The organism is Herbaspirillum sp. GW103, from assembly GCF_000261365.1.
In the GTDB taxonomy this organism is placed as follows: domain Bacteria; phylum Pseudomonadota; class Gammaproteobacteria; order Burkholderiales; family Burkholderiaceae_D; genus Herbaspirillum.
This window is the reverse complement of record NZ_AJVC01000003.1, coordinates 1,588,384-1,605,967: the sequence shown is the minus strand read 5'-3', so window position 1 is coordinate 1,605,967 and position 17,584 is coordinate 1,588,384. Positions and strand designations below refer to the sequence as shown.

The following is a 17,584-nucleotide window of genomic DNA, read 5'->3' as shown; positions in this document are numbered from 1 at the left end:
CGCCAGGAGCACACGCCATGTCGCAAGCCAATCGCCCGCTGGAGGGCATCACCGTCATCAGCCTGGAGCACGCCATCGCGGCGCCGTTCTGTACACGCCAGCTGGCGGACCTGGGCGCCCGTGTCATCAAGATCGAGCGACCCGGGGTGGGAGATTTTGCCCGCGGCTACGATACGCGCGTCAACGGCCTGTCTTCGCACTTCGTGTGGACCAATCGTTCCAAGGAAAGCCTGACCCTCAATCTCAAGGACGAAGAGGGCAAGCGCATCATCGACCAGCTCCTGGGTGAGGCCGATGTCCTGGTGCAGAACCTGGCACCGGGCGCTGCCGCCGGTCTGGGCCTGTCGGCCAAGGTACTGCATGCCAAGCACCCGGGCCTGATCGTCTGCGATATTTCCGGTTATGGTGAGGACGGTCCTTATCGTGACAAGAAGGCGTATGACCTCTTGATCCAGAGCGAAGCAGGTTTCCTCTCGGTCACCGGTACGCCCGATGAAGTGGTGAAGGCTGGCTGCTCGATTGCCGACATCGCCGCCGGCATGTATGCCTATTCCAACATCCTGGCTGCGCTCATCAAGCGCGGGCGCGATGGACGCGGCAGCCACATCGATCTGTCGATGCTGGAGGCGTTGACGGAGTGGATGAGCTTTCCCCTGTATTACGCCTATCAGGGGGCCAGTGCGCCGGGTCGCTCGGGCGCCGAGCATGCCACCATCTATCCCTATGGCCCCTTCAAGGCCGGTGATGGCAAGACGGTCATGCTGGGCTTGCAGAACGAACGTGAATGGAAAGTCTTCTGCGAAGTGGTATTGCAGGATGCCGCGCTGGCCAGCGATGCACGCTTCTCCAGCAACGCGCGACGCCATGAGCATCGCGAAGCGCTGCGCCAGTTGATCTTGGGGATGTTTGCCGACATGAGCGCCGAGCAGGTCGTGGCGCGGCTGGATCAGGCGCAGATCGCCAATGCCCGTGTGAACACCATGCAGGAACTGTGGCAGCACCCGCAACTGGCTGCGCGCGAACGCTGGGCCGAAGTCGATACCCCGGTCGGCAAGGTCGCCGCACTGCTGCCCCCCGGTGTCAATGACAGCTACGATTACCGCATGGAGGCCATCCCGGCACTGGGCCAGCATACCGAGGCCATCCTCGGCAGACTGGGCTATGACGCGGCCGCCATCGCGGCCTTGCGCGAACGGGGAGCCGTGTGATGGCACCGCATATCACTGCCGCCAGCAGCTACCTGTTCGTGCCGGCCAACCGGCCCGAGCGCTATGCCAAGGCGCTCGAGAGCGGGGCGGACGCCGTCATCGTCGACCTCGAAGACGCTGTGGCCCTGCCGCAGAAGGAAGAGGCCCGTGCCACGCTGGCGCGCTGGCTGCGCGGCAATGGTCCGCAGGCGCGTCTGTGGGTGCGCATCAACGCCGCCGACACCGTCTGGCATGGCGATGACCTGCTGACGTTTTCTGCACTATCGATGGCGGGCATTGTTCTGCCCAAGGCGGAGGACGCCAAGACGCTGTCCTCCATCGCCCGTCGGCTGGGACCGGGGCGCGGACTGATCGCCCTCATCGAAAGTGCCGCCGGTCTGGCCGCCATGCGTGAGATCGCTGCCGTGCCGGGTGTGCAGCGACTGGCCTTTGGTTCCATTGATGCACAGGTCGATCTGGGCATGCAGTGCGGGCCGGAGGAGGAAGAGCTGACGCACTTCCGCATCGAGATGGTGATGGCCTCGCGCCTGGCCGGTATTGCCCCGCCCATCGATGGCGTGACCACGGATTTCAATGACGATGCCTTCCTCACGCGCGTGGTGCAGCGGGCCCGGCGCATGGGCTTTGGCGCCAAGCTGTGCATCCATCCCCGTCAGGTCGACGGGGTGCGACGTGGCTTCATGCCCAGCGAGCGGGAACTGGCTTGGGCCGAGGAAGTGATGGCGGCCGTGCGCGCCGGCGACGGTGGCGCCATTTCGCTCAAGGGCAAGATGATCGACAGGCCGGTGATCTTGCAGGCGGAGAAATTCCTGCATCAGGCAGGGCGCTTGATGGACTGAGCAGGGCGGGCCTCGGATTGCGCCGACCGTGGCTCGTGTAACCTATGCGTTTTCCAACCAAGAGGGAGACGACACCATGAAAATCCAAGCTGCCGTGCTGCGCGAAGTGACCGAGGCGCACCCGTTTGCGCAGAGTCAGCCGCTGAAGATCGAGGAACTCGATCTCGATGGGCCCGGCCCCGGTGAAGTGCTGGTCAGGATGAAGGCGGCCGGCCTGTGCCATTCCGACCTGTCGGTCATCACCGGCGTGCGTCCGCGTCCGGTACCGATGGCCCTGGGCCACGAGGCCTCGGCTGAAGTGGTCGAGGTCGGCAGTGGCGTGACCGACCTGCGCGCCGGTGACCTGGTGGTGCTGGTTTTCGTGCCCAGCTGCGGTCACTGCCTGCCCTGCATGGAGGGGCGCCCCGCGCTGTGCGAGCCGGGCGCGGCCACCAATACCATGGGTGAATTGCTCTCCGGTCAGCGTCGCCTGCGTGACCGCACGCAGCACGTGCACCATCACATGGGCGTGTCGGCCTTTGCCGACCATGCGGTGGTCTCGCGCCGCTCCTGCGTGAAGATCGAGGCCGACATCGATCCCGTTCAGGCCGCCCTGTTCGGCTGTGCGGTGCTCACCGGCGTGGGCGCGGCGGTCAATACTGCCGAGGTCAAGGCCGGCACCACGGCTGCCGTGCTGGGGCTGGGCGGCGTGGGCCTGTGCACCCTGCTGGGCGCGCTGGCTTCGGGTGCTCGCGAGGTGATTGCCGTCGACCTGCATGACAGCAAGCTGGAGGTGGCGCGCGCACTGGGGGCCACGGCCACCGTCAATGCCCGCGATCCGGATGCGGTGGAGAAGGTCAAGGCACTCACCAAGGGCGGGGTCGACTATGCCTTCGAAATGGCGGGCTCGGTACAGGCCATGGAAGCGGCCTATCGCATGACCCGCCGCGGCGGCATGACGGTCACCGCCGGTCTGCCGGCACCGAATCAGAACTGGGCGCTGCAGCAGGTCAGCCTGGTGGCCGAGGAACGTACCGTCAAGGGCAGCTACATCGGTTCCTGCGTGCCGGTGCGCGATATCCCGCGCTACATCGGTCTGTACCAGGCCGGCAAGCTGCCGGTGGACAAGCTCATGGGCGAGCGCCTGGCGCTGGCCGATATCAATCGCGGCTTCGATCGCCTGCACAGCGGGGAGGGACTGCGTGACCTGATTGTGTTTTAACGCGAGCGGGTCGAGGTCATCGGCCTGCTTGCATCACCCCGGAGGAGACATCCATGACCATCATCACAATGCGGGCGGCACTGACCGCCTGCGCCTTCGCCTCGTTGAGCCTGTCGGCCACCGCCGCGCTGGCCCAGCAGACCATCGTCATCAAGTTCAGCCACGTGGTAGCCAATGACACGCCCAAGGGCAAGGGCGCGGAGCGCTTCAAGGAACTGGCGGAAAAGGCCACCAACGGCCGCGTCAAGGTCGAGGTCTATCCCAACAGTACCCTCTACAAGGACAAGGAAGAACTGGAGGCCCTGCAACTGGGTTCAGTGCAGATGCTGGCGCCGTCCCTGGCCAAGTTCGGGCCGCTGGGCGCCAAGGAATTCGAGGTCTTCGATCTGCCCTACATCTTTCCCAACAAGACCGTGTTGAAGCGTGTCACCGAAGGACCGATCGGACAGGGACTGTTCCAGAAGCTGGAGAGCAAGGGGATCAAGGGCCTGGCCTACTGGGATAACGGCATGAAGGTGATGACGGCCAACCGTCCGCTGCACAAGGTGGCGGACTTCCGGGCGCTGAAGATGCGCATCCAGTCCTCCAAGGTGCTGGACGAACAGTTCCGCGCGCTCAAGGCCAATCCGCAGGTGCTGGCGTTTTCCGAGGTCTATCAGGCCATGCAGACCGGCGTGGTCGATGGCAGCGAGAATACGCCCTCCAACATCTATACGCAGAAGATGCACGAAGTGCAGTCCGACCTGACGGTCTCGGACCACGGCTACATCGGCTATGCGGTGATCGTGAACAAGAAGTTCTGGGAAGCCCTGCCAGCCGACGTGCGCGGCCAGCTGGAGGGCGCCATGAAGGAAGCGACGGAGTATGCCAACACCATCGCCCAGAAGGAAAATGATGACGCCCTGGCCGCCATCAAGGCCAGCGGCAAGACCAGGGTCTATACCTTGAGCGAGGCAGAAAAAGCCGAATGGCGGCGCGCCTTGCTGCCGGTGCACAAGAGCATGGCCTCGCGCGTGGGACAGGATCTGATTGACGCGATCTACAAGGAAAGCGAGGCGGCGGGCGTGAAGATGAACTGAGCGACTGACCGGTGGGCTTGCCCGGCGGCCTGCAGCGATGCAGGCCGTTTTTCATGATGCGGAGGCGGGCCGGAAACCTTATTTCTTCTTGCGCTCGCGCACGTATTGTTCGGCGGCGGTGACGGCATTCTGCAGGGCTTCCATCTTGGAGTTGCCCGGCTTGAAATCGCCGAATTCATGCGTGGTGCGATCCGGGAAGTCGATATGGACGAACGCCGTCCATTTGCCATCGGTACGCAATACGGGAGTCAGTTTGATGGTCGCGTCAAGATACTTGCACGCGATGGCGCCTAAGGTGGTGGACATCTTGCTTCGAAGCGGGGCGGCGGCGGGTGCTTGCCAGTCCGTCGCCTGCAGGTTGTGTGGCAAATCGAACCGGCATGATGCCACAGCCTGTCCATTCCTGCCTTGCCCGCAACGTCGGCTTTACGCGATTTTACGAGTCTTCCGCTTGACGATGAGCCGGGCCTTGTGGTTTGGGCTTGTTCGTCAAGCGTCTTGAAATGATGAGCTTGTAAAAAAGATGCGAGTCAGCGAGCGCCCAGCAGCAGGTCCAGGTTTTGCACGGCGGCACCGGAGGCACCCTTGCCGAGGTTGTCGAACACCGCGCACAGCAGAATGTGGCCCGCCGTCGCGTTGCCGAAGACCCCCAGTGTCATGTCGTTGCTGTTGTTGTGGCGGGTCGGGTCGAGCCGGGTGGTGGCCGCGCTTTGCTCTGCATCCAGCACCGTGACGTGGCGCGCACCGGCGTAATGCGCCTGCAGCGTTGTACGCAGGCTCTCCAGCGTGGCCTGGGGCGGCAGCAGACGGGTCTGCAGGGCGATGGACAACACGATGCCCTGCCTGAAGGCGCCGTAGCTGGGCACGAACACCGGACGTTGCGACAGGCCCGCGTGCAGCTGCATCTCGGGCGGATGCTTGTGTGCCAGGCCCAGTCCGTAGAGCACGAAGGGCGCGGCCTGGGCGGCATCAGGACCTTCGTATTGCTCGACCTGGGCGCGTCCGCCACCGGAATAACCGGAGACGGCATGGATGGCCAGCGGGTAGTCGGCCGGCACCAGTGCTGCCTGCACCAGCGGGCGCAGCAAGGCGATGGCGCCGGTCGGATAGCAGCCGGGATTGGTCACGCGCTGTGCGTTGGCAATGGCCTGCGGCTGTGTCGTCGACAGTTCGGGGAAACCATAGACCCAGCCGGGGCTGGTGCGATGGGCCGAGCTGGCGTCGATCACGCGCACCCGGGGATTCTCGATCAAGGTGATGGCCTCGCGGGCGGCGTCGTCCGGCAGGCACAGCAGGGCGATGTCAGCGCTGTTGAGGGCCTCGGCGCGACGCCGCGCATCCTTGCGCTCGGCAGCCGGCAGGGTCAGGATGCGCAGGTCATGGCGGCCACGCAGGCGCTCATGGATCTGCAGGCCGGTCGTGCCTTGGTCGCCATCGATGAAGATCAGGGGAAGTGTGCTCACGGTTCGCTCCAATACAGGGAAAGGCGCCGAAATCGAACGGCCGACGCTTGCCGAAGACTGCATGTTGAAGCGGATCGTATAATTGGAAAAGTTGAATATTCTAAAGAATTCGTTCAGCTTTTCTGAACGTCTACTGAACGTGATCTTTTGAACGTGATCTTTTTCTGTCGGGAGTCATGCGATGCGTGAATTGAGCCTGGATCGCCTGCGTACCCTGGTGGCCATTGCCGACCTGGGTTCCTTTGCCGCTGCCGCGCGCGAGTTGCACCTGGCACCGCCCACGGTGAGCCTGCACATCAGCGAGCTGGAAGAGCGCATCGGTGCGCCGCTGCTGTTGCGCCAGCGCAGCCAGGTGCGGCCATCGGGCATTGGCGCCACCCTCATCGTCCGCGCCCGGCAATTGCTGGCCGCAGCTGATCAGGCGCTGGAAGAAGTAGGGCGGCAGGTGCTGGGGCTGGCCGGGCGCGTACGATTGGGCGCCTCCACCGGTGCCATTGCCACGCTGCTGCCGCAGGTACTGGAACGGCTGGGGCAACGTCATCCGGATATCGACGTGCAGATCCACATTCTGACCTCGCAGGAAACCTTGTCGCAGCTGCACGAAGGGCTGCTCGACATCGGCCTGGTGGCGCTGCCGCAATCACCCGTCCAGGGGCTATGCGTCAAGCCCTGGCGGCGCGATCCGGTGATGGCCTTCCTGCCGGCGGCCTGGCAGGTGCCGCGACTGGTCACGCCCGGCTGGCTGGCCGCGCAGCCGCTGATTTTGAATGCCCCCGAAACACGGCTCTCGCGCCTGACCACGGAATGGTTCGCGGGGGCCGGGGAAGCACCGGTGGCGCGCATCCAGCTCAATTTCAACGATGCCATCAAGAGCCTGGTGGCCGCCGGTTATGGCGCCACGCTCTTGCCGCACGAGGCCAGCGCGCAAGGCCGGCCCGTGCTGCTGGATCCGCGCATCGTCATGCGACCGCTGCGACCGGCGCTGTGGCGCCCCCTGGGCATTGCCCACCGCGCCAGCCAGCTCGAACCGGCCACGTGCCATGTGCTGGAGGCGCTGTGGGAACTCAAGCAGTTGAAGACATCGCGTTGACGGGCGCGAGCGCAGCGCGCGTCAGGGCGGAGAGCGACTGGCGCTGCTGTCCCCTGGTATCGAAATTTTCATCATCCAGCCATTGTTCGAAGGCCCGGCGCAGGGCTGGCCATTCGCTGTCGATGATGGAGAACCACGCCGTATCGCGGCTGCGGCCACGATAAACGATGGCCTGACGGAACACGCCCTCGAAGCGGAAACCCAGACGCTGCGCCGCCGCGCGCGAGGGCGCATTGAGGCTGTCGCATTTCCATTCGTAGCGGCGATAGCCGAGGTCTTCGAAGACATGGCGCATCAGCAGGTAATGCGCTTCGGTGGCCATGCGGCTGCGTTTGAGACGCGCTGACAGCGAGATGTGGCCGACCTCGATGACGCCATGTACCGGTTCGATGCGCATGAGTGCCAGGGTGCCGATCGCTTCGCCGCTGGCCAGGTCGATCACGGCATGATGCAGCGGGTCCTGCGTGGCCTGCATCTGTTCGGCCTGGTGACGGTAGCTGGCGGCATCAGCGAAGGGGCCGCTCATCATGTAGGTCCAGTCGCGCCCGTCCGGGGCGGTGGCAAAGGCGGCGTACAGTTGTCCGGCGTGGCGGGCTGCATCCAGAGGCTCGAGCCGGCAGCTGCGGCCTTGCAGGGTCTGGCCGTCGGGGCGTGGACGCGGCTGCCAGTCGGGCAGGGCGGGGCCGATGGCTTGCTGGTATTCATTGGTGCGGGGGAGATCAGTCATGGTTGCTTTCGTGGCGGGTGTGAACAGACCCTGGCACGATAGCGTTTTCGTGGCATCATCAAAAGTGCCACAGGATACTCATTTGATGGAGCCACGAAAGCACCTTGCCATGCCTCTTTCCCTGTTGTCTTCCCCGCTCGACCTCAGTGCCGGTTCCATGTCGCGCCAGCAGCAATTGCTGGCGCGCTTCAAACGCGCCATTCTTGGCGGCCAGTTGCCGCCGGGCAGCCGCCTGCCCTCCACCCGCAGCCTGTGCGAGCAGTTGCAGGTGGCGCGCAATACGGTGCTGGCGGTGTACGAGCAACTGACGGCCGAAGGTTATGCCGAAGCGGATCGACAAGGAACCCGGGTGGCGACGCTGCTGGCGATGCCTGCCGGTATCCGCGCCGAACCGTCGGTAGCACGCCAGGACCGTCAGCGGCCATCACGCCGGGTCAGTGCGATCAAGTCCACGCGTGACGCCGGTGACCGTGCCCTGCCGCTGACACCGGGCATGCCGGCCCTGAACCGGTTTGCGCTCAATGCCTGGCTGCGCGCGCAGGAGCGCGCCCTGAAGCGGGCAGGGCCGATGGCGCTGGCCTATGGCGAAGCGCTCGGTGAACCGGCCCTGCGCGAAGCCATTGCGCAATATCTGCGGGTGGCGCGCGGGGTGCGATGCGAAGCGGGGCAGGTGGTGGTGACCGAAGGCGCACAAGGGGCCCTGTCGCTGTGCGTGCGGCTATTCGCCAATCCCGGCGAGCGCGCTTGGGTGGAAGATCCCGGCTATGGCGGGGTGCTTGCAGCCTTCCATTCAGGCGATATGAAGATTCGTTCCATGCCGGTCGACGACGAGGGCATCCTGATTGCCGATCGGGACTGGCGTTGGCCGCCCCGGCTGATCCATGTGACGCCTTCGCACCAATATCCGACCGGCGCGGTATTGTCGCTGGCGCGACGTCTGGCGCTCATCGCGCGGGCGCGTGAGCATGGCTGCTGGATCATCGAGGACGACTACGACAGCGACTTCTGCCATCACGGCCACCCCATCCCTGCCATGCAGGGGCTGGTGCCGGAGGCGCCGGTGCTGTACGTGGGAACCTTCAGCAAGACGCTGTTTCCGGGCTTGCGGATCGGTTTTCTGATCTTGCCGGCCTCGGTGGGGGAGGACACCTGGCGCGCGCTGGCCGAAATGTTGCGCGGCGGGCACAGGCTGGAACAACTGGCGCTGGCGGAGTTCATGGCGGGTGGCCAGTTCGCGCGCCACCTGGGCCGCATGAAACGGCTCTATCGTGAACGCCAGCAGGCCTTGCGGGCCGCCTTGCAGACCCATTTGCCGGGGCTGGACATCTCGGGCGGCGCCAGCGGCCTGCACCTGACGCTGCGGTTGCCACCGGGTTGTGCCGATACCGCAGTCAGCGCGGCGGCGCGCGCCGCAGGAATGAACGTGGGGGCGCTGTCCTCGTTTTCAGCAGGACCGCCACAGGCTCGCCACAACGGGCTGGTGATCGGTTACGGCAATACGTCCGAAGAGCAATACGATGCGCTGATCCGGCGCCTGGCCGGGATCGTCAGGCGCACTCTGCGCCATCAGATCAGAGCGTGGCAGGCTGACGCAGGCGCTGCTTGACGCAGCGCATGACGAGGTCCATGTAATCGGCGGCGCGCGCGGGCTTGGCGGCATACCAGATGCGGCTGTCCTGCTCCTGTGCGAAATCGGCGGACATCGGTGCGGCCGTGAAGAGCACCAACGGAATCTGCGCCAGTTGCTGGTAGATGCACAGGGTACGCAGCAATTCATAGCCTTCGGTGCCGGAAAAGCTGCGTGGATCGAGCAGGATCAAGGCCGGGAGATCCTTGCTGCGGCACAGGGCCTTGGTCAGCAGGGACGCATTGGCCAGCTCGGCATCATCGAACCATGCGAACTGGCAGGGCAACTGGCTGCGCCAGATGGCAAAGCGGGCGGTTTCGATGGCGTCCAGGTCGGCATCGACGACGAGTACGCGGGGCAGGTGATGAGTCAGGGACATGGCAGCCTCCTTGCTGGGATGGCACCATCTTAGGAGAGTCGGGCGACGGGGACTATCAGGGGCTTCCTGATGCTTCCTGATGCTCTGCGGTGGAGACGGGGACCGTCAATGCCCGGCCAGGGCAGTTCAGCTCATTTCAGCTCGGCTGCCTTCGCCGGGGCTGGTTTCGAACTGTCTGGCGTATTCGGCACGGCGCGCCTGGTCCGATTCGATGAGCAGGCGGTAACGGGTTTCGGATACGCGCTGCTGGAGCACGGCGGCATAGCGCTCGCGCTGCAGCCATTCAATGATGATCGAGGCGGTGGCGACGATGACGATGTAGACCAGGATCAGGAAGATATCCTTGTCGTTCAATCCATCCATCGTATAGAAGGGCTTGCGGAAGAAGAACATCGCCGTGGGAATGCTCACGGCCAGCAGGCCCAGGGAATAGAGATAGCCGAACAGATAGCTCATCACGATGCAGTTGACGGAGAAAAACAGCATCGACAGCGCCTCATCCACAAACGGTGCCAGCGCATAGCGCAGTCCGAATGCCGCCACGAAGCCGACGGTACAGACGTACACTGGCCGGAACCCCTGCGGGCGCCAGCTCTTGGCATTCTTGAGTCGGATCAGGCTCATGATGGTCTTGGAGTGGGGGCGTGTGGTATCCATCTTGGTTCACATTGCTCGATGCTGCAATGGGCTCATGTTAAGAATGTAAGAATGCGGGTCTGTCAAATGGCGGATCGGCGGCAGGCAGCGTGGATCAGCGGTTTTTCTGCATATCCACTCAGTGCCGTCTGTCTTTGAGCGGCGAGGAGTGGGCGAGATACTTGCGGTTCATCTCGTTGCCGTGGATCTCGATGCTGCGCTTGATGAACATCACGGTTTCATTGGTGACGATCTCGCGTTCATTGTCCACGGTGATGATGTGATAACAGTCACCCAGCCAGACGACCTTGCGTATCTCGGCATTGATGTGCTGCAGGATCACTTCGGCATTGCGCGGCGAGGCGGTTTCATCGTCGATGGAATGAATGATCAGGGTATCGGTACGCACCAGCGGCAGCGACTTGCGCACGAAGGCGATCATGCGCAGGGCCGCGCGCAGGTGGCGTGCCGGGATGGAGGCAGCGCCCACGGCGGCGACGCCATCCTTCTCCAGCGCGGCGGCCACGCGACGACGCATTTCGAAGTTCTTGATGCCGTAGGGTTCGCTTTCCTTGTAGGACCAGTCGCGCACGCCCATGTCATAGACCACGGTGAGCAGCTTCCAATACCAGGGCACCGACCAGCCGTCATACTGGAGCACCGGCGAGAGCAGCACCACCGACAGCAGCTCCTTGCTGCGCGCCGCCACCGCCAGGGCCAGCGTGGCGCCCATGGACAGGCCGCACAGCGAGACGGTGCGGAATTCTTCCTTCAGGCGCGCCACCCGGCTCTCGACCACGGCGCACCAGTCTTCCCAGTCGGGGGAGACGCGGGGATTGGTCAGGGCCGCGGAATAATTGTCGATGTTCAGGGCAATGACGGTGCAGCCGGCCTTCTTCAACTGCTTGGGGATGGAGCCCATTTCCAGCTGCGAACCGCACAGGCCGTGCAGCAGGATGACGGCGTGGTCCTTGTGGGGGCCGCCTGGTCTTTCTTCAGTATGCCGCTGGGCAGCGTCGTTGTCCGGCAATGGGCTGGCCGGACGGATGGTTTCTGTGGATGACTGTGAGTCCATAAATCTTCAAACGCTTTTCGCGCCCCGTCGGCGCGGCCTGGCGAATCGTTCGCCCCCCGTTCAGTACGAGTAAGCGGGTCGACGCTTGAGCGCGTTCTATTTCCCGGCTACTAACTCCGCTGGCGTCCAGGCGGATGACTTTTTGCGGAAGTCTAACTGCCTCGACAAAATGTTGCCAGCGTTTATCACCTGCATCCCCACGATGGCCGCACGAGGGTGGCCTGACATGCCATCCGGCAGGAATGTGACAATGTGATGTCAGCATAACGTTGTAAAGCCGCAATCGGTGCACAAACCTTCATATATTGCACTAAAGGGCGAGATGCGGGCCCCATCGGGTGCAGGGAAAACGAAAAAGCCCTTCGAGGCGACTCGAAGGGCTTGCGGCCGGTGTAGCGGGGCAGGATAAATGCCGTCGGGCATCAGCCTCGGCCTTCCAGGCGGCCATTGACTACGCGCACCTGGTCGCCGACGCGCCAGTTTTCGCTGGTTTGCGGGAAGCTGCGGGTCTTGCCGTTTTCCATGCGTACGTCGACGACGTAGCTGGTGGTGGCGCGCACGTTCTTTTCTACCTCGTTACCGGCATAGCCGCCGCCGACGGCGCCAGCGATGGTGGCCAGGGTACGGCCGGTGCCGCCGCCGATCTGGTTGCCCAGCAGGCCACCGACCACGGCTCCCCCGGCGATGCCCACGCCGCTGGTGGGGGCGGTATGGCGCACGGTACGTACGCCCACCACTTCACCGCAGCTGCTGCAGACGGCCGGGGCGCGCTGGGCCACCGGAGCTGCCGCCTGGGCCGGGTAGGCGCCAGGCTGTGGCTGGTAGGAAGTCGATTGCGGTGCGCGCTGTTGCACCAGCCCTTGCTGGCCCTGGCCCGCTTGATCCGCCTGCTCCAGAGCGGCGACCTGTTGCGGCGAATTGGCACTCTTGGAGCTGGGCAGCAGACCCGTCATGGCGGCCACGCCGATCAGGCTGACCAGGATGACGGCCACCGAGGCGCCGGCCACCAGCGGATGGATACGACCGGAGGAAGCCGGCTGGGCGGGCTGGGTCAGGGCATTGTTGCTGGCGTTCGGGTGCTGGGGGGTATTGGCATTGGTTTCCATGTTGACCTCTCTAGTTGTTCTGTTGTCGTTGATGAGTGGATGACTGGATTATGGAGTGGTCATGAGCCAAAAAAAATCCCGATTCTGTGTCAGTTGTAAGGACTTGTAATCCTGCAACAGTCATGCTGGGTGTGGCTTTGCGCCAAACCAGGATGGTCTTGCAAGGGGGGAGGGGACAGGCGGGGCAATGCGGGGAGGCTTGGGTTGCGCATCCGGGGAGCGGGATGCGCAGGCGGGCTGGTCAGGCAGAGGGGAGACGGCGGCGGGATGCGCCATCTCCCTGCTGCAAGGATCAGTCTTCGCGACGCAGGTGCGGGAACAGGATCACGTCGCGGATGTTGGGCGAGTCGGTAATGAGCATCATCAGGCGATCGATGCCGATGCCGCAGCCACCGGCCGGGGGCATGCCATATTCCAGGGCGCGGATGTAGTCCGCATCGTAATACATGGCTTCTTCGTCACCGGCATCCTTGGCCGCGACCTGGGCCTGGAAGCGGGCAGCCTGGTCTTCGGCGTCATTCAGCTCGGAGAAGCCATTGGCGATCTCACGACCGGTGATGAAGAGCTCGAAGCGCTCGGTGATGCCGGCCACCGTGTCGGAGGCGCGCGCCAGCGGCGAAACTTCAACCGGGTAGTCGATGATGTAGGTCGGGTTCCACAGTTGCGACTCGGCCGTCTCTTCGAACAGCGCCAGTTGCAGCGCACCGATGCCGGCGCCGGCCAGCGGGGCCTGGTCGGTCTTGACACCGAACTTCTTCAGTTCGGTACGCAGGAAGTCGATGTCGGCCAGTTGCGTCTCGGTGTAGTTCGGGGCGTACTTCAGGATCGCGCCGGTGATGGTCAGGCGGTCGAAGGGCTTGGACAGGTCCAGCTCGCGGCCCTGGTAGGTCAGCACGGCAGTGCCGTGGGCGTCGATGGCGGCCTGGCGGATCACCTGTTCGGTGAAGCCCATCAGCCACTGGTAATCCACGTAGGCGGCGTAGAACTCCATCATCGTGAATTCGGGATTATGACGTGGCGAGACACCTTCGTTGCGGAAGTTGCGGTTGATCTCGAAGACACGCTCGAAGCCGCCCACCACCAGGCGCTTCAGGTACAGCTCTGGGGCGATGCGCATGAACATCTGCATGTCCAGCGCATTGTGATGGGTGATGAAGGGCTTGGCCGCCGCGCCGCCCGGGATCGGGTGCAGCATCGGGGTTTCCACTTCCATGAAGCCGTTGGTTTCCATGAAGCGGCGGATCGACGACATCGCGGCGGTACGCGCCTTGAAGGTGCGGCGGGTCTCTTCGCTCATGATCAGGTCGACGTAGCGCTGGCGATACTTCATTTCCTGGTCGGCCAGGCCGTGGAACTTGTCCGGCAGCGGGCGCAGCGACTTGGTGATGAGCTTGAGCCTGGTGACCTTGATGGACAGTTCGCCGGTCTTGGTCTTGAAGAGCGTACCCTCGGCACCCAGGATGTCGCCCAGGTCATAGTGCTTGAAGGCGGCCATGGCTTCTTCGCCGGTGACGTCGCGGGTCACGTAGAGCTGGATGCGGCCATCGGCGCGCAGGCCCGAGGCATCCTGCAGGGTGGCGAAGGCGGCCTTGCCCATGACCCGCTTCAACATCATGCGGCCGGCGACGGTGACGGTGACCGGCTCGGCTTCCAGGGCCTCGTTCTCGAAGCCGTCGTATTTCGCATGCAGGTCGGCGGCGTTGTTGGCCGGACGGAAATCGTTGGGGAAGGCGATGCCCTGTTCGCGGATCGCCGCCAGCTTGGCGCGGCGCTCGGCGATGATGCTGTTCTCGTCGGCTGCCGGCTGGGCGGCGGGGGTGTTTTGCGTGGTCATGGTTGGAATTCTTGAAGGTTGAACGGTCGGATCAGCATGAGCCGGCCGCGCGGCAAGGCCGCGCGTCCGCTGCGGATCAGACGCCCTGTTTCAGCGAGGCCGCGATGAAGTCGTCGAGGTCGCCATCGAGGACGGCCTTGGTATTGCCGGTTTCGAAGTTGGTGCGCAAGTCCTTGATGCGGGACTGGTCCAGCACGTAGGAGCGGATCTGGTGGCCCCAGCCGACGTCGGTCTTGGAGTCTTCCAGCTTCTGCTGCTCGCTCATGCGCTTGCGCAGTTCCAGTTCGAACAGCTTGGCGCGCAGCATGTCCCAGGCTTCGGCCCGGTTGCGGTGCTGGCTGCGGTCGTTCTGGCATTGCACGACGATGCCCGACGGCGCGTGCGTCAGGCGCACGGCGGAGTCGGTCTTGTTGATGTGCTGACCACCGGCACCGGAAGCGCGGTAGGTATCGACACGCACGTCGGCCGGGTTGATCTCGATCTCGAAGGATTCATCCACTTCGGGGTAGACGAAGAGACTGGAGAAGGAGGTATGGCGGCCATTGGACGAGTCAAAGGGCGACTTGCGCACCAGACGGTGCACGCCGGTTTCGGTACGCAGGAAGCCATAGGCGTATTCGCCTTCGACCTTGATGGTGGCGGTCTTGATGCCGGCCACTTCACCGTCGGACTGTTCCAGGATCTCGGCCTTGAAGCCCTTGCGTTCGCAATAGCGCAGGTACTGGCGCAGCAGCATGGAAGCCCAGTCCTGGGCTTCGGTACCGCCGGCACCGGCCTGGATGTCGATGAAGCAGTTGTTGGCGTCCATGGGGCCGCTGAACATGCGGCGGAATTCCATTTCTTCCACCAGCTTCTTCAGGTTCTCGGCATCGGCCTCGATGGCGATGATGGTGTCCTCGTCCTTTTCCTCGCGCGCCATCTCGAACAGGTCACGCGCATCGGTGAGTTCGCTGTCGATCTTGACGAGGGTGTGAACGATCGCTTCCAGCGATTTCTTTTCCTTGCCGAGGTCCTGGGCCCGCTTCTGGTCATTCCAGACGTTGGGGTCTTCCAGTTCGGCGTTGACTTGTTCGAGTTTCTCCGACTTCACATCGAAGTCAAAGATACCTCCGAAGCTCGGTGGCACGGGTGGCCAGGTCGTCGAGCAAGGATTGGAGGGAATTGAGGCGTTCTGCTTCCATGATGGTTTCTTTTGCGATCAAACCTCGAATTATACAAGAGGAGGAGGGCAGTTTCACCCCCGTCACGCGCCTGTCATTTTCCCTCGCTACCATCGGCGCGCTTGTTTGACTGACAAAATCCTGACAGCGGCGCCCGGCGCTGCCTGCCATCTGCTAGCCAATACGGAGAACCTTCGATGAGACAGCCTGCCCCCACCGCTACCCAATCCGACGTTGATCAGCCGCAATCCGGCCGCCGCAACCTGCTCAAGGCGCTGGGCGCCGCGCCCCTGCTGCCGCTGACCGGCGGCCTGTCGGCCTCGGCCCTGCTGTCGGCCTGCGCCACCCCCGGCGCGGGCAAGCCCTTTGCCTCGGCGCGCTTCACCGGCATGCCGGCTCCGACTCTGGCCAATCCGGCCGCGATGGCCACCACCACCGTCGGTTCGGCCCTGGAAGTGACCTTTGCCGATGGCAGCAAACAGAGTTACAAGCTGGCCTATCAACCCTTCTTCATGACCGGCGACATGGTGCCCGACGGAAAGGGCGGCACCATCCTCGCCGGCGGCTACCTCGACATCAACAATCAGCCCATCATCGACCGTTCGGTGCCGGGCAAGGAGCGCCAGTTCTATTCCGACTGCCCGGACGGCTCTTCGTTGCTGACCGTGGCCGGTGCCAAGGTGCCGGGCGTGAAGGGCAATGCGGTATTTGCCGTGGTGCAATTCGAATACACCACCCGCGACCAGAAGCAGGCCGCCATGTACGGCCAGCTGCCGTCGCCCATCGCCGTGCTGACGCTGGACCAGGACCCGTCCTCGGGCAAGCTGTCGCTGGTGCAGTACCACAATGTCGATACCTCCCAGGTCAACGGTCTGTGGATCACCTGCGGCGCCAGCCTGTCGCCCTGGAATACGCACCTGTCGTCGGAAGAATATGAACCGGATGCCTCGGCCATCGCCTCCAACCCGCAATTCAAGGCCTTCAGCAAGAATCTGTATGGCGACGAGAACCGCGCCAATCCCTACCACTACGGCCACCTGCCGGAAGTGACCGTCCACCCCGACGGCACCGGCTCCATCAAGAAGCACTACTGCCTGGGCCGCATCTCGCACGAGCTGGTGCAGGTCATGCCGGACCAGCGCACCGTGTTGATGGGCGACGACGCCACCAATGGTGGCCTGTTCATGTTCATCGCTGACCGTGCTGCCGACTTGTCGTCGGGCACGCTCTACGTGGCGCGCTGGGAGCAGGTCTCGGGCGTCGGTCCGGGCGCCGGCAAGCTGTCCTGGGTGCGCCTGGGCAGCGCCACCAGCGCCGAAGTCAAGGCCATGGCAGACCGCTACAAGGCCGCCGACATCATGGACATCCGCACCACTGATCCGGCCGACGGTTCCTTCTCCAAGATCCCGTTCAACGGCAAGTTCAACTGGGTGCGCGTCAAGCCGGGCATGCAGAAGGCCGCGGCCTTCCTGGAAACCCACCGCTATGCGGCACTCGCCGGTGGCAGCCTGGGCTTCACCAAGATGGAAGGCACGACCGTCAACGCGCAGGACAAGATCGCCTATTCGGCCATGTCCTACATCCAGACCTCGATGCTCAATGGCTCCGGTCACATCAAGGTCGCCGGGCCCCGGGCCGGCGCCGTGTACGCCCTGAACCTGCGCGGTGGCCAGCGCGATACCGGCGGCAATGTCATCGACAGTGAATGGGTCGCCATCGACATGGCCCCGCCGGCGGCCCTGGTGGGCGTAGACCTGAAGACACCGGATGCCCTCGGCAACCTGGCCGATCAGGAGCACATTGCCAATCCGGACAACATCAAGTTCTCCGAGAAGCTGCGAACCTTGTTCATCGGCGAAGACAGCGGCATGCACGTCAACAACTTCCTGTGGGCCTACAACGTCGATACCAAGGCGCTTACCCGCGTGCTGTCCTGCCCGGCCGGTGCCGAATCGACCGGCCTGCACGCCGTCGATGAGATCAACGGCTGGACCTACGTGATGAGCAATTTTCAGCATGCCGGCGACTGGGAAAAGGGCTTGCACGACAAGGTCAAGGACACCCTCGACCCGCTGGTACGCGCCAACTACAAGGATCGCTTCGGTGCCACGGTCGGCTATCTGACCGGTTTGCCGCATACCGGAAAGGCCTGATGTGAAG

16 protein-coding genes are annotated in these 17,584 nt (G+C 63.8%); 7 read left to right on the top strand and 9 right to left on the bottom strand.

The window, feature by feature from the left end:
• Positions 1-17: 17 nt before the first annotated feature.
• The 4 genes from GWL_RS10710 (at position 18) to GWL_RS10695 (ending at position 4,327) form a co-directional block, all read left to right on the top strand.
• Positions 18-1,208: a CaiB/BaiF CoA-transferase family protein gene (locus GWL_RS10710; RefSeq protein WP_008329742.1), complete on the top strand. Its 1,191-nt coding sequence runs from the start codon at positions 18-20 to the stop codon at positions 1,206-1,208.
• Positions 1,208-2,047, top strand: a complete 840-nt coding sequence (locus GWL_RS10705; protein WP_008329741.1) for a CoA ester lyase — start codon at positions 1,208-1,210, stop codon at positions 2,045-2,047. Before GWL_RS10710 ends, GWL_RS10705 begins: the two co-directional genes overlap by 1 nt.
• A 76-nt stretch (positions 2,048-2,123) precedes the next feature.
• Positions 2,124-3,248, top strand: a complete 1,125-nt coding sequence (locus tag GWL_RS10700; RefSeq protein ID WP_008329740.1) for a zinc-dependent alcohol dehydrogenase family protein — start codon at positions 2,124-2,126, stop codon at positions 3,246-3,248.
• Between the two features lie 53 nt (positions 3,249-3,301).
• Positions 3,302-4,327: a TRAP transporter substrate-binding protein gene (locus GWL_RS10695; RefSeq protein WP_008329739.1), complete on the top strand. Its 1,026-nt coding sequence runs from the start codon at positions 3,302-3,304 to the stop codon at positions 4,325-4,327.
• A 78-nt stretch (positions 4,328-4,405) separates the two neighbouring features.
• On the opposite strand, the gene GWL_RS10690 is transcribed toward GWL_RS10695, so the two are convergent.
• Both GWL_RS10690 and argC read right to left on the bottom strand, forming a co-directional pair.
• Entirely contained in the window at positions 4,406-4,633 is a 228-nt protein-coding gene (locus GWL_RS10690) for a hypothetical protein (RefSeq protein WP_050978085.1), read from the bottom strand.
• A 224-nt stretch (positions 4,634-4,857) separates the two neighbouring features.
• Positions 4,858-5,790, bottom strand: a complete 933-nt coding sequence (gene argC, locus GWL_RS10685; RefSeq protein WP_008329736.1) for an N-acetyl-gamma-glutamyl-phosphate reductase — start codon at positions 5,788-5,790, stop codon at positions 4,858-4,860.
• A 181-nt stretch (positions 5,791-5,971) separates the two neighbouring features.
• On the opposite strand from argC, the gene GWL_RS10680 reads away from it, so the two are divergent.
• Positions 5,972-6,880, top strand: a complete 909-nt coding sequence (locus GWL_RS10680) for a LysR family transcriptional regulator (protein WP_008329735.1) — start codon at positions 5,972-5,974, stop codon at positions 6,878-6,880.
• Here GWL_RS10680 and GWL_RS10675 read toward each other — a convergent pair.
• Complete coding sequence (locus tag GWL_RS10675) at positions 6,855-7,607, bottom strand: GNAT family N-acetyltransferase (RefSeq protein ID WP_008329734.1); 753 nt, start codon at positions 7,605-7,607, stop codon at positions 6,855-6,857. The genes GWL_RS10680 and GWL_RS10675 overlap by 26 nt on opposite strands.
• A gap of 109 nt (positions 7,608-7,716) precedes the next feature.
• Between GWL_RS10675 and GWL_RS10670 the strand changes: the two genes are divergently transcribed.
• Positions 7,717-9,213: a PLP-dependent aminotransferase family protein gene (locus GWL_RS10670; RefSeq protein WP_008329733.1), complete on the top strand. Its 1,497-nt coding sequence runs from the start codon at positions 7,717-7,719 to the stop codon at positions 9,211-9,213.
• On the opposite strand, the gene GWL_RS10665 is transcribed toward GWL_RS10670, so the two are convergent.
• From GWL_RS10665 to prfB, 6 genes are all read right to left on the bottom strand, one after another.
• The gene (locus tag GWL_RS10665) at positions 9,179-9,613 is read right to left on the bottom strand and encodes a hypothetical protein (RefSeq protein WP_008329732.1); all 435 of its coding nucleotides are present in this window, start codon (positions 9,611-9,613) and stop codon (positions 9,179-9,181) included. The genes GWL_RS10670 and GWL_RS10665 overlap by 35 nt on opposite strands.
• Before the next feature lie 126 nt (positions 9,614-9,739).
• Positions 9,740-10,270 (bottom strand): DUF4118 domain-containing protein, encoded by a 531-nt coding sequence (locus GWL_RS10660; protein WP_034350434.1) that lies wholly within the window; start codon positions 10,268-10,270, stop codon positions 9,740-9,742.
• A gap of 118 nt (positions 10,271-10,388) precedes the next feature.
• Positions 10,389-11,324 carry a carboxylesterase gene (locus GWL_RS10655; RefSeq protein WP_008329730.1) on the bottom strand — a complete coding sequence of 312 codons (936 nt, stop codon included), beginning with the start codon at positions 11,322-11,324 and terminating at the stop codon, positions 10,389-10,391.
• Between the two features lie 422 nt (positions 11,325-11,746).
• Positions 11,747-12,430, bottom strand: coding sequence for a glycine zipper 2TM domain-containing protein (locus GWL_RS10650; protein WP_008329723.1), 684 nt, complete (start codon positions 12,428-12,430; stop codon positions 11,747-11,749).
• Positions 12,431-12,722: 292 nt separating this feature from the next.
• The gene (gene lysS, locus GWL_RS10645; RefSeq protein WP_008329721.1) at positions 12,723-14,264 is read right to left on the bottom strand and encodes a lysine--tRNA ligase; all 1,542 of its coding nucleotides are present in this window, start codon (positions 14,262-14,264) and stop codon (positions 12,723-12,725) included.
• Between the two features lie 76 nt (positions 14,265-14,340).
• Positions 14,341-15,445, bottom strand: a protein-coding gene (gene prfB, locus GWL_RS10640) for a peptide chain release factor 2 (RefSeq protein WP_157174225.1) whose coding sequence is annotated in 2 segments (ribosomal slippage) — positions 14,341-15,363 and positions 15,365-15,445 — 1,104 coding nt in all. Because the reading frame shifts where the segments join, the coding sequence is not laid out codon by codon here.
• A 176-nt stretch (positions 15,446-15,621) separates the two neighbouring features.
• Between prfB and GWL_RS10635 the strand changes: the two genes are divergently transcribed.
• Positions 15,622-17,577: a PhoX family phosphatase gene (locus GWL_RS10635; protein ID WP_008329716.1), complete on the top strand. Its 1,956-nt coding sequence runs from the start codon at positions 15,622-15,624 to the stop codon at positions 17,575-17,577.
• Positions 17,578-17,584: the final 7 nt, after the last annotated feature.